Here is a 19,148-nt window from a genome sequence, read left to right as displayed (position 1 = left end):
CAGCTTCGATTCATATCGTCGGTGTTGCAAGACAAGCCGGATTGGGAACCCCGACACCCGAGAGGTCTTCCTTGAAACGAATGCTGACCGCCCTGGCGGTGGCCCTGTTGTCGACAGGTGCCGCGGCCGAGGGCTCCGACGTTCCGCTGCCCGAAGGCTATCCCCGCTCCTACGCGCGCATCATCGAGGCCGCCCAGAAGGAGGGCGTGCTGAGCATCTACTCCGCCACGGACGCGAGCGAGGCCGCCGCGCTCATCCGGGAGTTCGAGGCCACCTATCCCGGCGTGCGGGTCGAGTACGCGGACCAGAACTCGACGGAGATCTACAGCCGCTTCATCGCGGAGGTGGCGGCCGGGCAGGGCACGGCGGACCTCGTGTGGAGCTCGGCGATGGACTTGCAGGTGAAGCTCATCAACGACGGCTACGCGCAGGCGTATGCGTCGCCGGAGAAGCCGAACCTGCCGGACTGGGCGGTGTGGAAGAACGAGGGCTATGGCACCACCGCCGAGCCGCTCGTCATCGCCTACAACAAGCGGTTGATGCCTCCGGAGGACGTGCCGCGCACGCGCGCGGACCTGGAGAAGCTGTTGCGCGCGAAGAAGGACTTCTACCGGGGCAAGGTGGCCAGCTACGACCCGGAGCGCAGCGGCGTGGGCTTCCTGTTCATCTCCCAGGACGTGCAGATCAGCCGGGACACGTGGAATCTGGTGGAGGCCATGGCCGGCACCGAGCCCCGGCTCTACACCTCCACGGGCGCGATGATGGAGCGGCTCGTCTCCGGCGAGCACCTGCTCGTCTACAACATGATCGGCTCCTATGCGCTGCAGCGGCGGAAGAAGGACCCGTCGGTGGGCATCGTCTTCCCGGCCGACTTCACGCTGACGCTCTCGCGCATCGCCTTCATTCCCACGGAGGCGCGCCACCCCAACGCCGCGAAGCTGTTCCTGGACTTCATGCTGTCGCGGCGCGGCCAGTCCCTGCTGGCCCAGCGCGACATGACGCCGGTGAGGACCGACCTGGGAGACACCGGTGTGCCCCGGCCTCCCGCCGAGCAGGTCCGAGCCATCCGCGTGGGACCGCAGCTCTTGGCCAACCTGGATCAACTCACCCGCCTGCGCTTCCTCAAGCAGTGGAAGCGCATCGTGCGCGGCCGCTGAGCGGCGAAGGACTCCTGCAATGAACCGCTCCATGAGAATCGGGGTCGTCCTGGCCTCCGCGCTGGCCATCCTCGCGCCGCTGCTGCTGGTCGTCTGGCAGAGCTTCCTGGATGGCCCCTTCTTCGCTCGCAACGTGCACCTGACGCTGGGGGCCTATCAATTCGTCTTCGAGGATCCGGACTTCTACCGCGCGCTGGGCACCTCGGTGGTGGTGGCCGTGGGCATGACGCTCATCGCCGTGCCCGTGGGGGCGCTGCTGGCCTTCCTGCTGGTGCGCACGGACCTGCCGGGCCGGCGGTGGATGGAGCCGCTCATCCTCACGCCCATGTTCATCTCCTCCATCGTGTTGGCGTTCGGCTTCGTGGTGGCCTTCGGGCCGGTGGGCATCGTCAGCCTGTGGGTGAAGGGGTGGCTGGGAGCGCTGCCCTGGGATGTGTATTCGCTGCCGTCGCTCATCATCATCGCGGGCCTCACGCACGCGCCCCATGTGTTCCTCTACGCCGCCACGGCGCTGCGCAGCCTGGGCTCGGACGTGGAGGAGGCGGCGCGCTCCATCGGCGCGGGGCCCCTGCGGGTGGCGGCCACCGTCAGCCTGCCGATGATCCGCCCCGCGCTCTTGTACGCCGGCGTGCTCGTGTTCTTCCTGGGCTTCGAGCTGTTCGGCCTGCCGCTGGTGCTCGCGGACCCCAAGGGCGTGCTGGTGCTGGCCACCTACCTCTACAAGCTGACGAACGTGCTGGGCATTCCCTCCTACCAACTCATGGCCGTGGTGGTGATGGTCATCGTCTTCATCGCGGTGCCGCTGGTGTGGTTGCAGAACCGGCTGCTCCAGAGCGCCAACCGCTACGTGTCCATCAAGGGCAAGGCACAGAGCGCGCGGCCCATCGCCCTGGGCGTGTGGCGCTGGCCCGCGGCGGCGTTCATCGCGCTCTGGTTGCTCACGGTGGTGGTGGCGCCCGTGTGCGCGCTCGTGCTGCGCGCCTTCCTGTCGAGCTGGGGCGAGGGCGTGGAGCTGGCCAGCGCGCTGACGTTGGATCACTTCCGCGAGCTCACCCACTACCCCAACCTGATGCGCGGCATCACCAACACCCTGGTGCTGGCCGCGGTGGGCGGGGCCGCGTCGGTGGCCGTCTACACGCTCATCAACCTCGCGGTGCACCGCTGGCACTCGGCGTGGGCCCGCGTCATCGACTACCTCGTGCTGTTGCCCCGCGCCATGCCGGGCATCGTCGCCGGTCTGGCCATCTTCTGGGTCTTCCTCTTCTTCCCCCCGTTGCAGCCGTTGCGGCAGACGCTGCTGGCCATGTGGGTGGCCTACACGCTGGTGTGGATGGCCTATGGCATGCGCCTGGTGTCCGGCAGCCTGCTGCAGATTGGTCCCGAGCTGGAGGAGGCCGGCCGGGTGGTGGGCGCCTCTCCGGGGCGTGTCAGTCTGGACGTCACGCTGCCGTTGATCCGCGCGGGGTTGATCGGCAGTTGGATGCTCGTCTTCGTCACCTTCGTGCGCGAGTACTCCACGGGTGTCTACCTGCTGGGGCCCGGGACGGAAGTGATTGGCTCGTTGCTCGTGTCGCTCTGGGCCACCGGAGCGGTGGACACCGTCGTTGCCCTGTCGGTCATCAACATCGCGATGGTCGGCGCGGGTCTCTTGTTGCTCACCCTGTTCGGAAGGAAGGCACACCATGGCTAGGTTGCTCGTCGAGGACGTGCACGTCCGGCTCGGCACCAATGACATCCTCAAGGGCATCACCGCCGACTTCCGCCACGGCGAGGTGGTGGCGCTGCTCGGGCGCTCCGGCTGCGGCAAGTCGACGCTGCTGCGCTCCATCGCCGGGCTGGAGACGCCCCTGAGGGGCCGCATCCACATCGGGGACAGGACGGTGTTCGACGCGGCGGCGAAGGTGAACCTGCCGCCGGAGCAGCGCGACCTGGGGCTCGTCTTCCAGTCCTACGCGTTGTGGCCCCACAAGACGGTGGCGGAGAACGTCGCCTATGGCCTGAAGCTGCGCAAACAGCCGAAGGAGGCCATCGACAAGGCGGTGCGCGAGGTGCTCGAGGGCGTGGACCTGGGGGGCGTGGGCGATCGCCTTCCCAGCCAGCTCTCCGGAGGTCAGCAGCAGCGCGTGGCCCTGGCACGCGCGCTCGTCTACAGCCCGCCGCTCGTGTTGCTGGACGAGCCCCTGTCCAACCTGGACGCGAAGCTGCGCGAGGAGGCACGCATCTGGATTCGCGCCCTCATCAAGCGCATGGGGCTCACCGCGCTCTTCGTCACGCATGATCAGGTGGAGGCGATGGCGATTGCCGACCGCATCATGCTGCTGGATGGGGGCCGCATGGTGCAGGACGGCACGCCGGAGCAGCTCTACACGGAGCCGCAGAGCCTGTTCGCCGCGAACTTCATGGGGGTGAACAACACCCTGCCGGGGCGGGTGGTGGAGCGCCGTGGGAACGAGGCCCGGCTGGAGGTGGGCGGGTTGTCGCTGTGGGGTCAGCAGCGGGGCGGGACGGGCGGTGACGGGGCCGCCACGGGCGTCATCCGCGTGGAGGAGCTGTCCTTGGCATCCGGGCCCGGGGAGAACCGGCTGCCGGCGCACCTGGACAGCTCCATCTACGTGGGCGGCCGCTGGGAGCACCTGTTCCAGCTGGCGGGCCAGACGCTGCGCGCCACCACGCGCGAGTCCCTGTCCCCCGGCGCGTACACGCTCGCGTTCCCGAAGGAGCGGCTGTGGATCTTCTGATGCGTGTGCTCGTGGGTGGATTGCTGGTGGCGTCCGCTCCTGTGCTCGCACGGGAGCCCGGGTCCAACGAGGTGACGGACGAGGCGCGGCGGGCGGAGATCGACGCACTGCGCGCCCGGCTGGAAGCGCTCGAGAAGAGACAGGCGCGGGATCATGAGGAACTGGAAGAGGTCCGCGCGGTCATGGCGCCGATCGCTCCGCAGTTGGTTCCTCCCGGTCCGGCGACGGCTCCGGTCGACACGGCGCGAGCGGTGGCCGTGCCCGTGCCCGGCGCGAAGGCCACGGACGTGCAGGTCGAGTGGGGCGCGGGTGCGCCCATCTTCCGCTCGGGGGACGGGGTCTTCTCGTTCAAGCCGCGCGGGAGAATCCTGCTCGATGTGAGCAGCAGCGGGGGCTCGGCCTACCAGGCCCGGAACCTCACGACGACGGGCTCGCGCGCGCTGCGTCTGGGCATCGAGGGAGGCGTCGGTCCGCACCTCTTCTACCAGTTCGAGAGCGACTTCGCCGAGAACGGAGTCGACGTGGTCACCGCCTTCCTCGGCTGGCGCCACAAGGTGTTGGGGCTCGATTACGACATTCGCATTGGCAATCTCTTCAACGATCGTGGCCTGGAGGGCTCGACGGGCTCGGACTCGACGCCCTTCGCCGAGCGGACGGTCGTCGGGACGGCGATCATCCCGCAGCGGGGCTTCTATGGCATTGGCGCGCAGGGCCGGCTGTTCGGGCCGAACTGGCACGCCTCGCTGACGCTCTCGGGGGACGACGTCGACAGTGCCTATGCCGTCAATGACAGCCGCACCGTGCTCGCGCGAGCGCACTGGAACCCGGTGAAGACGGACGCCACGGTCGTCCACGTGGGGGCCTGGGGCTTCGACGAGAAGCTGTCCTCGGCGGCGGGCACGGTGACTCGCAACACCGTCATCGGTGGCCGGTTCAATGGAGGTCTGCGCGTGTCGACGGGGGCGCTCACCGGGGCCACGGGCGACACCGGCTATGGGGCCGAGCTGGGAGGGTACTGGCGCGCGCTGTGGGCCATGGCGGAGCTGGGCCGGCGTGAGGTGCGGCTGGCGGGACAGCGGGACTTCCTCAGCGATGCCTGGAGTGTGTCGGCGGGCGGGTTCGTGACGGGCGAGACGCCGCCCTACAACCCGCGCTTCGGCAACTTCACCCAGCCGAGGGTGAGCCGATCCATCCTCGACGGGGGCATGGGGGCCGTCGAGCTGACCGCGCGCTACGAGCGTCTGGCCTTCACCCAGGAGTCCCGGCTGGGCGAGGGCTGGGCGGCGACCGTGGGCGTGAACTGGTACCTCAACAGCTTCACCCGGCTGATGCTCAATGGCATCCACTGGCACACGGACAACCGCGGTGGCGACTTCACCGGCGGGGACGACGGCGAGACCGTCACCCTGCGCGCGCAGGTGTCCTACTGAGGGCGCCCTGGCCGGAGAACTACTTCCAAAACACCTGGGTGTTCCAGTTCGTGGGAACACCCATGGCCCTTTGCCATCTCGGCAGGCCGTTCAACTCGGTCAGCAGGCCAACCACCTTTTGTGCCCACCCAGTTCCGTCGGGGTCGGATTGGACCAGCCGCTGGAGTATGCAGAGAACGGAGTAGACCCGCCCGTTGTTCAGTGTGTTCCATTCAGGTTGGTGCTTGGGGAGCATCGGTTTGATCGCCAGTTCCCGGTTCCATAGCCGCGCATGGTGGGCGCAGACGTTGCGCACATACGAGAGCGTGTGCAGCCATGACTGGGCTACGATCCTGTGCACTTTCCAGCTGGAGGTCACTGCGCTCTGGTCTGGGTGCCGCATCCCCTTGAACATCTTCGAGAGCGTTCCGAGGGACATCACCTCGGAGGCCATCCAGATCGGGACGTCGGGGAATCCGTCGTAGGTCGCACCGTAGTGCTCAAGGAAGGTTTCTTTCGCGCGGGCTACCTCCTTGGACACTTCACTGTACCAATCGGAGTGTCTGAACGCGGAATCGAAGCTGCTCGCCTTCGTATGCGCGAACGCGCCATGTCCATGACCCAACGTGTACGTGACGAGCGTGCGCACGAGGATCTCCACACGCTCGATCGCGTCGAGAACCGTGAGCCGGAGGCGCCGGTCAAACTCGTAGAGTTTGAGTGCTTCTTCGAAGGTTGCCCCTGATTCGAAGGTCTTGTCAGGACGCTTGAAGGGGTGCCAGTACGCGCTCAGTCGGTAGTAACTGATTCGGCCGAGAGCACTGATGGCCAGGTTGCGATCCCCAACGCGCAGCCCGCGACCTTCCAACTGGGCGAGCTGCTGATCGAACGTCAGGGCGGGTTTGGTATAGGGCCTACCCATGTCCTGCTGCCCTCCCATCAGGAGCGGGCGAACATGCGCCGGTTGTTGGTCCCGGGAATGATTCCAAAAAAAAACCCGCCTGAGGCGCATGACCCAAAAAATGGACCAGAGGCGTGGCGGGTGTGTTGCGAAGAAGAGTAGGGGCTCACCCGTTCAGTGTCAAGGCTCACATTCACGGGATGTGCTTGCTTCTCGTGCGCTGCTCTTTGGGTTTCCGCGCGCCCTCAGTCCTCGCGAATGCGCTCGGGGTGGCAGTAGACGTTGAAGCGTCCGCCGCGCACGAACGTGGCGAGGGTGATGCCAGCGCGCCCGGCCAGGTCGATGGCGAGCGAGGTGGCCGCGGACACGCTGGCGACAATGGGAATGCGCGCCACGGCGGCCTTCTGGAGGATGTCGAAGCCCACCCGTCCGCTGACCACGAGCAGCGCCGGGCGCGGTGAGTCCTTGAGCGCCGTGCGCGCCGAGCGCAGGCCGTGCTCGAGCACCAGCGCCCCCACCACCTTGTCCACCGCGTTGTGGCGCCCCACGTCCTCGAAGGCCGCGAGCACCTCGCCGTGCGCGTCGAGCGCCGCGGCGGCATGGACTCCGCCGGTGTGGGCGAAGTTGAGCTGCGTGGCGCGCAGGCGCTCGGGCGTGCTCGCCAGCACGGACGCGGAGAACGGCGGGCCCGGGGGCACCGGGTGGCACGCGGCCACCAGGTCATCCACGCTGCGCCGGCCACACACGCCGCACGCCGCCGTGGTGAGCGTGCCCCGGCGCGTGGCGCTCACGCGCTCCAAATCCATCACCAGTCCCGGCGCGGGCGTCACCTCCACCGTGTTCCCATACCCCTCCTCCCCGGGCCGGCCACAGTGCACCAGGCCCCCCAGGTCCTCCGCCCCGTGGATGAGGCCCTCGGCGAAGAGGAAGCCGGTGACGAGGAAGCGGTCCGCGCCCGGGGTGCGCAGGGTGATGGCCACCGTGTCTCCACTCACGCGGATGTCGAGCGGCTCCTCGATGGCCACCGCGTCGTCCCGCTCGTCGGACAGGCCGCTGTCCGCCGTGTGACGCCGCACGGGCCGCCAGGTGACTCCCGGGGGCAGCACGGCGGGACTCGTCCGTGCCGGCGCCGGGGCCTCGGAGCGCACGGGCGCCGCCGGACGCCAGCCTCCCTCGCGCGGGCCGTGCTGGAGGAAGTCGGCGATGCCCCGCGTGTCCTCGGGGTCGAAGCGCGGACGGCCTTCCATCCCGGAGCCCACTCCCGGGCCCCCTTCTGGCCCGACGAAGGCGAGCACGTCCGAACGCGTGGCCGACAGGGGGGCCTCGAGTCCCTCGCGCCACACCTCCAGCTTGGGCAGGGGGCCCTCCTTCCACCCCTCGACGAGCACCAGGTCCAGGTGTCCGGCGAAGCGCTCCAGCAGGGCGCTCAGCCGCGCGGGCGGCGAGGGGAGCGACACCTGGACGCCCTCGGGGGTGGCGAAGACGACGAGCGCCGCGCCGGCCCGGGCGTGGTGCGCGGTGTCCCGTCCCTCGGGGTGCAGGGGGTGGGGATGCGAGGTGTGCTTCACCACGCCCACGCGCAGTCCCCGCGCGTGCAGCTCGGGCACCAGCCGGGTGATGAGCGCCGTCTTGCCCGCGCCGGACCAGCCGATGATCGAGACCGCGATGGGCGTCATTCCGGCTCCACGGGCACGTAGCGGGGGTGGTCGAAGCGCTCGAAGTCCACGGGCTCGCCCAGGGCGAAGTCGGCGCGGCCCGGGGGCAGCAGCGCGAAGCCCTCGGCGCCGATGTGGCGCAGGGCATGGCCACCGCCCTTGTCGCGCAGGCGCGTCCAGACGGTGCCGTCCTCGCGCGTCTCCAGGGTGCCGCCGATGAGGTAGGTGAGTCCCGCCTGCTTGTGCTGGGCCTCGTCCAGCCGCGCGCGCACCCGTTGGCGCTCCTCGCTCACGCCCTGGTGGCGCAGGAGCAGGGGCCGGGCGAACTGATCGAAGGCGACGAGGGCGGCGCCCGGCGTGCCGGGCAGCACGACGACGGCGGTGGTGCCCAGGCGCGCGACGGCCACGGGCTTGCCGGGCTTGAGGGCCACGCCGTCCACGAGGAAGGTGGCGCCCAGCAGGGTGAGCACGCGCTTGACGCGATCCTTGTCCCCCACGGACGCGCCTCCGGTGGTGATGAGCACCTGGGCGCGGTCCGCCAGGCGCAGCACGGCCAGGCGCAGCATGTCGTCGTCGTCCCCGGCGCGCTCCCGGGCGACGACCCGGGCGCCGGCCTCCCGCGCGAGCGCGGAGATGAGCACGAGGTTGCTCTCGTACACCTGGTGGGGGAGGGCCGCCTGGCCGGGCGGCACGAGCTCGTCGCCGGTGGCGAGCACGGCGACGTGGGGCGGCGGGCGCACGAGCACCTGGGACTCGCCGAGCGAGGCGATGACGCCGAGCACGGAGGCATCGATGCGCTGGCCGGCGCGCAGCAGCGGGGTGCCCACGAGCAGCTCCTCGCCCTCGGGGCGGATGTCCTTGCCGGGGGGAGCGGGGACGAAGATGTCCACGGCGCCGCTGTCCGTCACGGGCCGGGTGACTTCCTGGCGCACGACGGCGGTGGCGCCCGCGGGCAGGGGCGCGCCGGTGAAGATGCGCGCGGCCTCGCCGGGCTGGAGCGAGCCCGAGGGCAGGTGGCCGGCGTAGATGGTGTCGGTGACGCGCAGGCGCACGGGCTGCTCGCGCGTGGCGCGCAGGGTATCCTCGGCGAGCACGGCGTACCCATCCATGGCGGACACGGGGCAGCCGGGCACCGAGCGCGAGGCGACGAGCTCCCGGGCGAGGAAGCCTCCGAGGGCATCCAGGAGGGGGACGGGCTCGGGGGGCGCGGGGGTGAGCGCGCCGAGGGCGGCCCGCCGGGCGGTGGCGAGGGGCGTGAGGGACATGGGGAAGCCGTGCACCGGGCTTTAGCCCAAGCGGAGGCGGGCGGCGACGGGGCGCGGGGGGAGTTTCGCGTGGTGGACGACCCCGGGGCAGCGGGCGGGGGTCGCGGACGAGCCGTCATGAGGAGCGACGAGGTGAGCGAGCGGGTGGAATATCCGGAGGTGACGCTGGCGGTGATCGCGGGGGGACGGGGCTCCCGGCTGGGGGGCGTGGCCAAGGGCCTGCTGGAGGTGGAGGGACGGCCGGTGCTCGAGCGCGTGCTGGTGCTCGGCGGGCTGTGTGGGGACGTGCTGCTGGTGGCCAACGAGCCCGGGCCCTACGCGCGCTGGGGCCTGCGCGCGGTGGCGGACGTGGTGCACGGGCGGGGGGCGCCGGGCGGGGTACACGCGGCGTTGGTGGGTGCTCACACCGAGTGGGTGCTGGCGGTGGCGTGCGACATGCCCTTCGTGACGCGGGAGGTGGCGCGGGTGCTGCTCGGGGCGCGCGCGCCCGGGGTGGACGCGGTGGCCTTCACGGTTGCGGGCCGGGTGGAGCCGCTGCTGGCCCTGTACCACCGCGCCCTGGCACGCCCCTGGGGCGAGGCGCTCGAGTCCGGGGAGCCCTCGCTGCGCGCGCTGCTGGCGCTCAGCCGCGCGAGGCTCCTGCCCGAGGAGGCTTTACGGGCGGTGGATCCGGCGCTGCGCGCGGTGGTGGGCGTGAACACGCCGGAGGACCTGGCGCGTCATGGCGTCTCGCTGCCCCCGGCGGAAGGCGGAAGCTGAATCCCGCTTCATTTCAGACCGGACAGGCCCGGGTTCCAGGTAAGGTGCGTTTCCTCCAGCTATGGATCGACTCAAGGACAAGGTGGCCCTCGTGACGGGGGCGGCGTCGGGGATTGGCCGGGCCACGGCGTTGTTGTTCGCGAGGGAAGGCGCGCGGGTGGTGGCGACGGACATCGCCACCCTGGGCGAGCAGGTGGCGCGGGACATCCGCGCCGAGGGCGGGCAGGCGCTGTTCCTCCTGCACGACGTGACGGACGAGGTGGCGTGGCACGCGGTGATGAGCCGGACGCTCGAGGCGTATGGGCGGCTGGACGTGCTGGTGAACAACGCGGGCATCTCCACGTCGCGCGCGGTGACGGAGCTGTCGCTGGCCGAGTGGCGCGAGCAGCTCGCGGTGAACCTGGACGGCGTCTTCCTGGGCATCAAGTACGCGGTGCGCGCCATGCGCACGGGCAAGCGCGAGGGCTCCATCGTCAACGTGGCGAGCGTGTCCGGGCTGGTGGGCAGTCCGGGCACCGCGGCCTATTCGGCGAGCAAGGGCGGGGTGCGCATGTTGAGCAAGGCGGTGGCGATGGAGTGCGCGGCCGACCGCATCCGCGTCAACACCGTCTTCCCGGGCGGGGTGCGCACGCCCATCTGGCAGAACGCCGACTGGTGGAAGGGCTTCGTCGATCAGGTGGGCAGCGAGGCCGAGGCGTGGAAGCAGTTGGACGCCTCCGCCCCTCTGGGCCGCATGGCCGAGCCCGAGGAGATCGCCGAGGCCATCCTCTACCTGGCCTCGGACGCCGCGCGCTACGTCACCGGCACCGAGCTCGTCGTGGACGGCGGCTACACCGCGCGCTAGGCCCCGCGCGCGAGCGCCTCAGGACGCTTCTTCGTCGGCCGCGTACTCGCCACGTGCCTCAAGCACGCGTCCGAGGTTGTCCTCGATCCAATCCACCAGGGACTCCACGCGCTCGGCCACCTCGCGGCCCAGGGGCGTGAGGCTGTAGTCCACGCGCGGGGGAATCACCGCGTAGGCCTCGCGCAGCACGAAGCCGTCCTGCTCGAGCGCGTGCAGCGTCTGGGCGAGCATCTTCTCGCTCACCCCCCCCACCTTGCGCCGCAGCTCGCTGAAGCGATGCGTGTCCTCCAGCAGGCACACCAGCACCAGCACGCCCCAGCGGCTCGTCACGTGCTCCAGCACCCCGCGCGAGGGGCACATGGGCACGAGCACGTTGCCCTGCTCCCTCGCCTCGCGTGCCGCCTTCGCCACCTTCGTGGCCAATCGTCCCGGCTGCTTTCTTTCCGCCATGTTAGTCACTTACCCAAAGGTGGGTACTTACGCAAGGTAAGTGACGGCGTTAGGGTAAGTGCAACTCGAACGCGGCACACCCGCGACACAAAGGGAGTCCCCATGTTTCTCGTCACCGGAGCCACTGGAAAGCTGGGCCGTCACGTCATCGAAGGGCTGCTGAAGAAGGTCCCCGCGGGGCAGATCATCGCGGCGGTGCGTGATCCGCGGAAGGCGGCGGACCTCGCCGCGAAGGGCGTGCAGGTGCGCCCGGCGGACTACGGCCGGCCCGAGACGCTCGCCGCCGCCTTCGCGGGCGCGACGCGGGTGCTGCTCATCTCCTCCAGCGAGGTGGGCCAGCGCATCGCCCAGCACCGCGCCGTGGTGGAGGCCGCCCGGAAGGCCGGAGTCCGCCTGCTCGTCTACACCAGCATCCTGCGCGCGGACAGCTCGGGCCTGGCGCTCGCCGCGGAGCACAAGGCCACCGAGCAGCTCATCCGTGACTCCGGCCTCCCCTTCGTCTTCCTGCGCAACGGCTGGTACTTCGAGAACTACACGGAGAACCTCGCGCCGGCGCTGCAGCACGGCGCGCTGCTGGGCAGCTCGGGCGAGGGCCGGGTCGCCGCCGCGAGCCGGGCGGACTACGCCGCCGCGGCGGTGGAGGTGCTCACCGGCACCGGCCACGACAACCGCGTCTACGAACTCGCGGGCGACACCTCCTTCACCCAGTCGGAGCTCGCCGCCGAGGTGTCCCGACAGTCGGGCCGGAGCATCGTCTACAAGGATCTGCCACCCGCGCAGTACCAGGGGGTGCTGGAGCAGGCGGGGGTGCCGGGCGCCTTCGCGGGAATCCTCGTGGACTCGAGCGAGAAGGCGGGCCGGGGCGAGCTGAATGACGCCTCCGGGCAGCTCGGTCGGCTCATCGGCCGGCCCACCACCCGGCTCGCCGACGCCGTCGCCGCCGCCGTGCGGCACTGAGGGCCCGAGAGGCCCGAGGGAGGGGGACGCGTCAGTTGCGGCCCCACTGCCGGGGCTGGTTGAAGCGGAAGAAGCCGCTGGCCTCCTCCTCGGCGAGCGTCTGCGCCTCGTCCGGGAAGTAGCGCGCGCGCAGCTCGGCGAGCCGCGCGTCCAGCTCGGGGCCCGAGGCCTGCTGGGCCAGGGTGGCGCGCTCGGCCATGTAGCGCTCGCCCAGCTCCCAGCGCGTGTCGCGCCGCAGGTCCAGCTCCTTCCAGCGCTCGAGCGCCGCCTCGTCCAGGCCCATGCCCTGGCGCACCTCGCGCAGGCTCCGGGCGCGCGCCTCGGGCGACATCGCCGAGAGCTCGCGCTGCACCGAGCCCAGGTCGAGGAAGCGGTTCATCAGCTCCTGCTGGTGTGCGTGCACGTACTCGGGGGACTCGTCGCCGTACGTCTGGGCGAGGCTCTTCTGGTAGCGCTCGAGCCGCTCGCCCACGCTCGCCTGGGGCAGGGCGTCGATGGCCCCGAGCGCGTCGGACACGGCCGCGGCGCGCAGCTCCCCCGCCCACAACCGCTCCGCCACGTCCTCGCCGAACAGCCGCTCGCGCTCCGCCCACACCGCCGCCCGGCGCTCGGCCTCGGGCAGGCCGAGCAGCTCCTTCTGGTGCTCCTCCATCCACCGCCCGTACTCCACGCGCTGGCGCAGCCGCTGGGCGAGCAGCTCCGCCTGCTCCGGGAAGGCGCGCCGCACGAGCGCCAGCAGCCGGGCCTCCCACCCCGTGGGGTCGAGCTGCTGGAAGTGGCGCATGAGCTGCTCGAGCAGGCGCATCTGCGTGTGGGGCTCGTGCAGGCGCCCGCCGTAGCGCGCGCGCAGGGCGGCGATGAGCTCGTCCTCGGAGCGCGCGGTGTCGGGAGTCTCGGGGGGAGTGCCCGGCGGACGGGCGAGGGCGCGGGGGACGCCCGGCGTCGCGCCGGTGGGGGAGGTGGCTTCCCGCCGCGCCGGGGACGCCTCGGGGTGGGCGCCGGGCTCCGGCAGCGGCCGGGTGAGGAGGACGGCGGTGCCCGCGAGGAGCAGGGCCAGGGCCAGCAGCAGGGGGGCCTTGCGGCGGTTCATGACGCTCGAGGCTACTCCCGGAGGCCCCTCCCGCGCGATGGGGGGGCCGTCCCGGGGGGGCACGGCGGCTCAGTCGAAGCTGCCGATGTACTGGAAGATCGCGGCGTAGAACTCGGGCTCGTCGAAGGTGTCCGGCCCCACGCCCACCACGTCCATGTGGTCCTGGTTGATGATGCTCGAGGCGGAGGTCATCTGCGCGGAGGTGGGCGCGTTGAGGTCCGCCGAGTAGGGGACGTTGGTGTCGGTGGTGACGGAGTCGAAGCCGAAGACGCTCTCGGAGTACTTGAGCCGGTAGCCCATCTGCTGCGAGTTGATGCCCACCAGGCCGTCATCGTCCTCGTCACCGGCGTAGCCGTTGCCCTTGCCGCCCGCGCCGTCGTTGTCGCAGTCGTCCAGGCAATAGCCATTGCCGTCGATGTCGTAGAGGAATTCCTTGATGAGGTAGAGCGCGGGGTTGACGCTCACGCCGCTCTGCGCGGTGACGAACGAGGCGTAGCGCGAGGCGTACTTCGCGTCGATGGGGTTGTTGACGTTGAAGGCCTTGGCGCCGGTGGTGATGCCGTCGCTCGTGCTGTAGTCGTTGTAGACGAGCTGCTTGGCGCCCGCGTAGGCGTCGTTGCCCGGCCCGTAGATGACGTCTCCGTAATACGTGGCCAGGGCGGCGATGACGCTGGAGACGCCGGGCTTGAGGTCGAGGATGTACTTGGCCACGGGCGAGCCGCGGTGGGGCGAGGAGACGCTCACCAGCACGGACACCACCGTGTAGCCCTTGCGCTGCTGGAGCACCTTGGCCGCCTTGCGCGCGTCGAGGCCTCCCTGCGAGTGGCCGACGATGTTCACGCGCGTGGCGCCCACGCTCGCCATGTAGCCCTCGATGTCGTTGGCCAGGTCCAGGCCCCGCACCTCGGAGGACTGCATGGGCTGCACCTGGCCCACGAACGTCTGCTGGTTGTCGTCGATGTCCTCGTTGCACGTCCACGCGCTCTTGCACGTGGTGCCCACGAACATGCCGTAGTCATCCCCCCAGTAGTCGTAGCCGAGGATGTTGTTGAAGCCGCCCATTCCATGGGCGAACACCACGGGATACGTCGTCTTCGCCGCTCCGGCGTGGGCGGCGGGGGAAAGCCCAAACGCGCACAGCGCCAGCACGAAGGCAGGCAGTTGCTTCATGGAAGAAGGTTCCTTGGGGCTCCCCGGGCCGGAGGTCATCCGGTCCGGGGACGGAGGCACGGGGGGGTAAGGACGCTGCGTTGGCTTGGTTCGGCTCGCCGGGGAACTCGCCGTCGGGAAGCGCTGAAACCATCCAGTCGTCCCCCAGCTCCCGAAGTGTTGAGCAACTTCCACGCCAGACCTGATGCGTCATGAGTGCCAGGACGACGCGTCGCGTTACTCCCACGATGTGGAGCATGGATGCTCCACTTTCCCCAGCGGCGCTCCTGTCTCTTCCTCGCTACTGACTCGTGGGAGCCATAAGAAAAACCAGGGGTTGGTGTCTCTTACGCAACTGTCCTGAAACAGGACGGTGGGGGTGTCCTTCCCCAGTACATGTACCGGAGGACAGGGCCCCACCGGGGGGTCTCCAGGTCATGTCAGGGGGGTCCTGTATGCTGGCGGGGTCGAAGCTGAAGACGCGTAGGGCGGGTGCGGGTGTGGAAAAGGTGACCGCCTGGACGGGGTGCCGGTAGGGTGCGGGGTTCGGGGTTTTGGAGGGGTACGTGGCCAGGATGAGACTCGACACGCTCGCGGGGGAGACGTTCCTGCGTCAGGACGAGGGAGTGCCGGAGCAGGGGGCCCGATTGAGCCTGGTGACCTGTGGGGAGGAACTCGCCCGGTTGCTGGACGGGGCGCTGGCGTGCAGCTTCTCGCACGAGGAGCCCGAGCAGGCGGACGAGGGCTCGGCGGTGGAGGGCTTCCTGCGCGACTGCGCGGAGTTCTGTGACGTGACGGGGCTGCCCGAGCCGCTGCGGCTGGAGATGGAGGAGTACTTCGGTCAGCGGCTCGACGCGCTGTGGCGGCTGGACTGGCTGGTGTTCGGCGGCACCTGCGAAGCGGTGCTGGAGCCGGGCGAGCCGCCCCTGGCGGGCCGGACGGTGACGCTGTGCCTGGCGCGCTCGGACAGCCCCTCGGTGCAGATGGACTCGCGGCTGCGCCGCTCCCTGGAGCGCTTCCGCACCGCCATGGCGCGCGTGCACGAGGCGCCGGACGACGAGGAGGACTCCGGCGGCGGCCCCGGGAGTGACTCCGGCGGCGGTCTGCTGCACTGACGCGGGGGGGGGGGGGCGCCTCTCAGGGGGCGCGCCCGCCCAGGCCCTTCACGCGGTGGAGCACGCGCGTGAGAGGGGCTTCCTCGGCCCGGCGCTCGAGCAGCCGGGTGATGTGGGGTTTGCCCTGCCGCCGTGACAGCGACAGCGCGCTGGCGCGGCCCAGGTCCTCGCGCAGCGGCTCCGCGCCCGCGCGCAACAGCAGCCGCACGGTGTCCTCGTCCCCCCGGAGCACGGCCAGCATCAGCGGGGTGGTGCCCAGGCTCGTCGCGGCGTCCACCGCGGCGCCCGCGTCGAGCAGTTGTTGCACGAGCAGCGCGTGCCGGCGGTCCGCGGCGTAGTGCAGGGGTTGCCAGCCGGAGTCCTGGAGGTTCTCCAGGGGGAGGAAGTGGGAGCTGGGCGCCGTGAGGTCCGCCCCCCGCCGCAGCAACTCGTCCGCCAGGGCCGAGTGGCCTCCGAGCACGGCGCACGTCAGGGGCGTCTTTCCCTCCGCTCCGCCGTACTCGAGCGGTGCTCCCGCCTCGTCCAGCAGCCAGGCCGTCACCTCGTGCTGCCCGGCGCCCACCGCGTGCCGCAGTGCCTCGCCCCGCTCGTCCACGTCCGCCCGGGACACCAGCTCGCGCACCGCCTCCAGGTGGCCCCGCTCGGCCGCGAGCATCAGCGCCGTGGCGCCCCGGATGTCTTTCACCGCCGCCTGCGCGCCGTGCGCGAGCAGCCAGCGCACCAGCTCCACCGTGCCATGCCACGCCGCCCACATCAGCGGCGTCATTCCCCGCGCGTCTCCTCGATGCAGGGATTGGGGATCCCGCTCGAACAGCGCTCGGACCACGCCCGTGTCTCCCAACCGCACGGCATCAATCAGGTTGGCCATGAGCTACCTCGCCAGAGCAACGATGGGCACTGCCGCCGGGGGGCTGGTGGGACGACTCGCGCGAGATGACCGGCGTGAAGTGAATGATTTTCGACGGACGGTGGGGAGCGCAAGTTTATCGGCCGCCGGAAACGCTCACGGGGAGTTCAGGTGTTTCGTGTAAAGCGATTCCAGAGTCAGGAAATAGCCACGTTTTTCCCAGAGCACGGCGGCGAGCCGCTCGGCGAGTGAAGTCTCCGCGCCGGAGTCGTCGAGGTGGGGGCGCAGGGGCGCGCCCTGGAAGTGGGCGAGGGCCTCGGAGAGGGACTCGCGCACCAGCCGGCTACCGGCCCACAGCCGGCGCAGGGCCTGGTTGATGGGGCGCGCGTCCAGCTCGGCGCAGGCGGCGTGGATGGCGGCCTGCACGCGGCGCGCGGCGTCCGGGGTGGCGAGCGCGTGCGCGGGCAGGTCTCCCCGCTCGAGCGCGTAGTGCAGGAGATAGCCGTGGTGCAGGCAGAGCGAGGCCATGTCCACGCAGTCCTTGAGCCACAGGGCGGAGATGAGGCGCCGGTAGCTCTTGCGCCAGGCGAGCCGCAGCGACAGGAGCGCCGCCTTGCCCGCGAGTTGTTGCAGCCGGCTGCCCTCGCGCGGGTGGAGGCCGGCGAGCACGCGCAGGGTGGGCCGGGGCGCAAAGAGGCCGCGCTCGGCGAGCAGCGAGCGCACCATGTCCTCGCGCACGCGGCGCAGCGCGTAGTCATCCACGAAGGGCACGGGGACGAGCGGGGTGAGGCCCGCGGCCACGGCGTGTTGGGCCACGCGCCGCACCGGGGCGGGGATGTCGAGGGGAGGAAGCGGGGGCAGCGGCATGGAGGCCTCGCGAGGAAGGCCCCGGGAGTTAGCACGGCGCCTTCCGGGAAGGGAGCGGGCCCTAGGCGCCGGAGGCCTTGTTCCTCGGAGGAACGGGGGCCTCGCGCTCCAGCGCGCGGCAGACGGCGTGGTACTGCCGGTGCAGGTCCAGGGAGAGGGGATCCAACAGCAGGGCGCGCTCGTAGTCATCCCGCGCGAGCGCGAGCATGCCGGACTGGTGGTGGGTGCGCGCCCGGGCCAGGTGGGCCTTCAACGAGGCCTGGCTGTGCGGATGCCGGGCGAGGAAGTCATGGCGCAGCTCCTCCAACTGGCTCACGGTGAGCCCCTCGGACAGACAGCGCACCACGCCGGCGAAGTTGCCGCGCTCGGCGTCGTAGAGGGCGCGGCGCCGTGGGTGGCCGAGCGTGTCGGCCGCCTTGCGCACGCGCTCGAGCACCACGTGGACGCGGGCGCGCAGGGCCGGGGAGATGGGCCGCTCGCACAGCCGCTCCAGGACCTGTCCGGCACGGCGCGCGCGCAGCCGCAGCTCCTCGCAGCTCTTGTCCGTGGCCAGGGCGAGCACGGCGTAGAGATCCTCGATGCCGCGCACGTAATACGGGGCGAGCACCTGCTCCACCTCGGCCTCCGCGGCGGGATCTATGGGGGGGCGCAGCGTGTCCAGCGGCTGGCCGAGCATCAGGTGGGCCACCGCGGCCTTGAAGGAGATGGAGGGCTCCACGAGCTGCACGCCGAAGCCCGGCTCCATGCCCCAGGTGAGCGCCTCTTCGGGCAGCACGTGCCGCACCACCTCGCACTCGCAGCTCAGCTCGCCCTCGGGGTGCGCGAGGGACACCCTCAGCCGCGACAGCAGGGGCGGCAGGCGCTGGGTGCACAGGAACATGCCCGCGCGCGTGAGCTCCGTGCAGCGCAGCGTCTCGCTCGTGGAGCCGGGACCCGGCGTCGTCACCCGCACGGGCAGCTCCAGCGCGGGGTTGAGCACGAAGGTGGACAGGGTGGTGGGCGTGGTGCGGGCCGCGGGCCGCGTATGGCCCTGCTCGAGCGCCACCTGGAGCGCGCCGCGCAGCGTGGAGGCGTTCTGGTAGCGGTCCTCGGGATCCTTGGCGAGCGTGCGGAGGATGACGCTGGAGAGCGCCGAGGGCACCCCGGGGCGCAGCACGTGCGGGGCAATGGGCTGCTTGGTCTGGTGCGCGAGCAGCAGCGCGGTGAGCGACTTCTCCTCGAAGGGCCGCCGCCCGGCGAGCAACTGGTAGGCGATGACGCCCAGGGCGTAGAGGTCCGCGCGGCCATCCAACCGCTCGCCGCGCGACTGCTCCGGCGCCATGTAGTCCGCCGAACCGACGATGGCGCCCTCGGCGGTGTCGGTGGTGCGCTCCTCGGTGTCCATCAGCTTGGCGATGCCGAAGTCGAGCACCTTGACGAAGGCGGGGCCCTGGCCGCGCTGCACGAGGAAGAGGTTGCCCGGTTTGAGATCCCGGTGGACGATGCCCTGGGCGTGCGTGGCCTCCAGCGCGTCGCACACCTGGGTGAGCAGGGCCACGGCCACCTCGGGGCGCACCGGGCCCCGGGCGAGCAGCGCCGACAGGGGCTCGCCCTCCAGGTACTCCATGACGAGGTAGGGCCGGGGCGGCGCCGGGTTGATGTCGATGATGCTGACGATGTTCTCGTGGCCGATGAGGTTCACCGCGCGCGCCTCCATGCGGAAGCGGCGCATCACCTGGCACGAGCCGCTCAACCGGGGATGGAGCACCTTGATGGCCACGCGGCTGCCAATGTCCACGTGCTCGCCCAGGTACACGGTGCCCATGCCGCCCTGATCCAGCTTGCGGGTGAGCCGGAAGCTGCCCAGACACGTGCCCAGGAGCGGATCCGTCCCGGGCCCCTTGGTGGGCACGGTGGGGCAATCAGCGCTGTCTGAAGCAGCTTGGCTGGGCATGGACCGGTCGGC

The 19,148-nt window shown here is 70.8% G+C and carries 17 protein-coding genes; 8 read left to right on the top strand and 9 right to left on the bottom strand.

Annotated features, from left to right (window positions below; translation table 11 throughout):
- The first annotated feature begins 80 nt into the window (after window positions 1–80).
- The 4 genes from D187_RS04980 to D187_RS04965 are packed head-to-tail and all read left to right on the top strand — an operon-like array spanning window position 81 to window position 5,325.
- Window positions 81–1,157, top strand: coding sequence for an ABC transporter substrate-binding protein (locus D187_RS04980; RefSeq protein ID WP_002630277.1), 1,077 nt, complete (start codon window positions 81–83; stop codon window positions 1,155–1,157).
- A gap of 31 nt (window positions 1,158–1,188) precedes the next feature.
- The gene (locus tag D187_RS04975) at window positions 1,189–2,847 is read left to right on the top strand and encodes an ABC transporter permease (protein ID WP_245591606.1); all 1,659 of its coding nucleotides are present in this window, start codon (window positions 1,189–1,191) and stop codon (window positions 2,845–2,847) included.
- Complete coding sequence (locus tag D187_RS04970; RefSeq protein WP_002630279.1) at window positions 2,840–3,895, top strand: ABC transporter ATP-binding protein; 1,056 nt, start codon at window positions 2,840–2,842, stop codon at window positions 3,893–3,895. Before D187_RS04975 ends, D187_RS04970 begins: the two co-directional genes overlap by 8 nt.
- Entirely contained in the window at window positions 3,895–5,325 is a 1,431-nt protein-coding gene (locus tag D187_RS04965; protein WP_002630280.1) for a porin, read from the top strand. The genes D187_RS04970 and D187_RS04965 overlap by 1 nt, the downstream gene beginning before the upstream one ends.
- Window positions 5,326–5,344: 19 nt before the next feature.
- Here D187_RS04965 and D187_RS04960 read toward each other — a convergent pair whose 3' ends face one another.
- The 3 genes from D187_RS04960 to D187_RS04950 form a co-directional block, all read right to left on the bottom strand.
- Window positions 5,345–6,226, bottom strand: a complete 882-nt coding sequence (locus tag D187_RS04960; protein ID WP_002630281.1) for an Abi family protein — start codon at window positions 6,224–6,226, stop codon at window positions 5,345–5,347.
- Between the two features lie 224 nt (window positions 6,227–6,450).
- Window positions 6,451–7,881 (bottom strand): formate dehydrogenase accessory sulfurtransferase FdhD, encoded by a 1,431-nt coding sequence (fdhD, locus tag D187_RS51890; RefSeq protein WP_002630282.1) that lies wholly within the window; start codon window positions 7,879–7,881, stop codon window positions 6,451–6,453.
- Window positions 7,878–9,125 carry a molybdopterin molybdotransferase MoeA gene (locus D187_RS04950; RefSeq protein ID WP_043428683.1) on the bottom strand — a complete coding sequence of 416 codons (1,248 nt, stop codon included), beginning with the start codon at window positions 9,123–9,125 and terminating at the stop codon, window positions 7,878–7,880. Before D187_RS04950 ends, fdhD begins: the two co-directional genes overlap by 4 nt.
- Window positions 9,126–9,242: 117 nt before the next feature.
- On the opposite strand from D187_RS04950, the gene mobA reads away from it, so the two are divergent.
- Both mobA and D187_RS04940 read left to right on the top strand, forming a co-directional pair.
- The gene (gene mobA / locus D187_RS04945) at window positions 9,243–9,884 is read left to right on the top strand and encodes a molybdenum cofactor guanylyltransferase (protein WP_002630284.1); all 642 of its coding nucleotides are present in this window, start codon (window positions 9,243–9,245) and stop codon (window positions 9,882–9,884) included.
- A 61-nt stretch (window positions 9,885–9,945) separates the two neighbouring features.
- Window positions 9,946–10,728, top strand: coding sequence for an SDR family NAD(P)-dependent oxidoreductase (locus D187_RS04940; RefSeq protein WP_002630285.1), 783 nt, complete (start codon window positions 9,946–9,948; stop codon window positions 10,726–10,728).
- Between the two features lie 18 nt (window positions 10,729–10,746).
- Here the strand turns inward: D187_RS04940 and D187_RS04935 are convergent, their stop codons facing one another.
- Window positions 10,747–11,178: a winged helix-turn-helix transcriptional regulator gene (locus D187_RS04935; RefSeq protein ID WP_002630286.1), complete on the bottom strand. Its 432-nt coding sequence runs from the start codon at window positions 11,176–11,178 to the stop codon at window positions 10,747–10,749.
- A gap of 102 nt (window positions 11,179–11,280) precedes the next feature.
- Here D187_RS04935 and D187_RS04930 point away from each other — a divergent pair, with 102 nt between their 5' ends.
- Window positions 11,281–12,135 (top strand): SDR family oxidoreductase, encoded by an 855-nt coding sequence (locus D187_RS04930; RefSeq protein WP_002630287.1) that lies wholly within the window; start codon window positions 11,281–11,283, stop codon window positions 12,133–12,135.
- A gap of 31 nt (window positions 12,136–12,166) precedes the next feature.
- Here D187_RS04930 and D187_RS04925 read toward each other — a convergent pair whose 3' ends face one another.
- Together D187_RS04925 and D187_RS04920 are read right to left on the bottom strand one after the other, a co-directional pair.
- A complete protein-coding gene (locus D187_RS04925) occupies window positions 12,167–13,225 on the bottom strand; it encodes a hypothetical protein (RefSeq protein ID WP_002630288.1) in 1,059 nt (352 codons plus the stop codon).
- A 69-nt stretch (window positions 13,226–13,294) separates the two neighbouring features.
- Entirely contained in the window at window positions 13,295–14,395 is a 1,101-nt protein-coding gene (locus D187_RS04920) for an esterase/lipase family protein (RefSeq protein ID WP_002630289.1), read from the bottom strand.
- A gap of 554 nt (window positions 14,396–14,949) precedes the next feature.
- Here D187_RS04920 and D187_RS04915 point away from each other — a divergent pair.
- Complete coding sequence (locus D187_RS04915; RefSeq protein WP_043428450.1) at window positions 14,950–15,489, top strand: hypothetical protein; 540 nt, start codon at window positions 14,950–14,952, stop codon at window positions 15,487–15,489.
- A gap of 22 nt (window positions 15,490–15,511) precedes the next feature.
- Here the strand turns inward: D187_RS04915 and D187_RS04910 are convergent, their stop codons facing one another.
- The 3 genes from D187_RS04910 to D187_RS04900 form a co-directional block, all read right to left on the bottom strand.
- Window positions 15,512–16,357 (bottom strand): ankyrin repeat domain-containing protein, encoded by an 846-nt coding sequence (locus tag D187_RS04910; protein ID WP_002630615.1) that lies wholly within the window; start codon window positions 16,355–16,357, stop codon window positions 15,512–15,514.
- 135 nt (window positions 16,358–16,492) lie between these two features.
- Window positions 16,493–17,203: a hypothetical protein gene (locus D187_RS04905; protein WP_002630616.1), complete on the bottom strand. Its 711-nt coding sequence runs from the start codon at window positions 17,201–17,203 to the stop codon at window positions 16,493–16,495.
- A 61-nt stretch (window positions 17,204–17,264) separates the two neighbouring features.
- Entirely contained in the window at window positions 17,265–19,094 is a 1,830-nt protein-coding gene (locus D187_RS04900) for a serine/threonine-protein kinase (protein ID WP_002630617.1), read from the bottom strand.
- Window positions 19,095–19,148 lie beyond the last annotated feature (54 nt).

This window comes from Cystobacter fuscus DSM 2262, assembly GCF_000335475.2.
GTDB classification, from domain to species: domain Bacteria; phylum Myxococcota; class Myxococcia; order Myxococcales; family Myxococcaceae; genus Cystobacter; species Cystobacter fuscus.
The sequence above is the reverse complement of the archived record's forward strand: the minus strand, read 5'-3'. Positions and strand labels throughout refer to the sequence as shown.

Excerpts from the sequence above, each read along its gene's own strand:
- D187_RS04915 (WP_043428450.1), top strand. The coding sequence starts at position 14,950 with ATGAGACTCGACACGCTCGCGGGGGAGACGTTCCTGCGTCAGGACGAG.
- D187_RS04925 (WP_002630288.1), bottom strand. The coding sequence starts at position 13,225 with ATGAACCGCCGCAAGGCCCCCCTGCTGCTGGCCCTGGCCCTGCTCCTC.
- D187_RS04965 (WP_002630280.1), top strand. The coding sequence starts at position 3,895 with ATGCGTGTGCTCGTGGGTGGATTGCTGGTGGCGTCCGCTCCTGTGCTC.
- D187_RS04970 (WP_002630279.1), top strand. The coding sequence starts at position 2,840 with ATGGCTAGGTTGCTCGTCGAGGACGTGCACGTCCGGCTCGGCACCAAT.
- D187_RS04960 (WP_002630281.1), bottom strand. The coding sequence starts at position 6,226 with ATGGGTAGGCCCTATACCAAACCCGCCCTGACGTTCGATCAGCAGCTC.
- D187_RS04940 (WP_002630285.1), top strand. The coding sequence starts at position 9,946 with ATGGATCGACTCAAGGACAAGGTGGCCCTCGTGACGGGGGCGGCGTCG.
- D187_RS04975 (WP_245591606.1), top strand. The coding sequence starts at position 1,189 with ATGAGAATCGGGGTCGTCCTGGCCTCCGCGCTGGCCATCCTCGCGCCG.
- D187_RS04980 (WP_002630277.1), top strand. The coding sequence starts at position 81 with ATGCTGACCGCCCTGGCGGTGGCCCTGTTGTCGACAGGTGCCGCGGCC.
- fdhD (WP_002630282.1), bottom strand. The coding sequence starts at position 7,881 with ATGACGCCCATCGCGGTCTCGATCATCGGCTGGTCCGGCGCGGGCAAG.
- D187_RS04935 (WP_002630286.1), bottom strand. The coding sequence starts at position 11,178 with ATGGCGGAAAGAAAGCAGCCGGGACGATTGGCCACGAAGGTGGCGAAG.
- D187_RS04910 (WP_002630615.1), bottom strand. The coding sequence starts at position 16,357 with ATGGCCAACCTGATTGATGCCGTGCGGTTGGGAGACACGGGCGTGGTC.
- D187_RS04905 (WP_002630616.1), bottom strand. The coding sequence starts at position 17,203 with ATGCCGCTGCCCCCGCTTCCTCCCCTCGACATCCCCGCCCCGGTGCGG.
- D187_RS04950 (WP_043428683.1), bottom strand. The coding sequence starts at position 9,125 with ATGTCCCTCACGCCCCTCGCCACCGCCCGGCGGGCCGCCCTCGGCGCG.
- mobA (WP_002630284.1), top strand. The coding sequence starts at position 9,243 with ATGAGGAGCGACGAGGTGAGCGAGCGGGTGGAATATCCGGAGGTGACG.
- D187_RS04920 (WP_002630289.1), bottom strand. The coding sequence starts at position 14,395 with ATGAAGCAACTGCCTGCCTTCGTGCTGGCGCTGTGCGCGTTTGGGCTT.
- D187_RS04930 (WP_002630287.1), top strand. The coding sequence starts at position 11,281 with ATGTTTCTCGTCACCGGAGCCACTGGAAAGCTGGGCCGTCACGTCATC.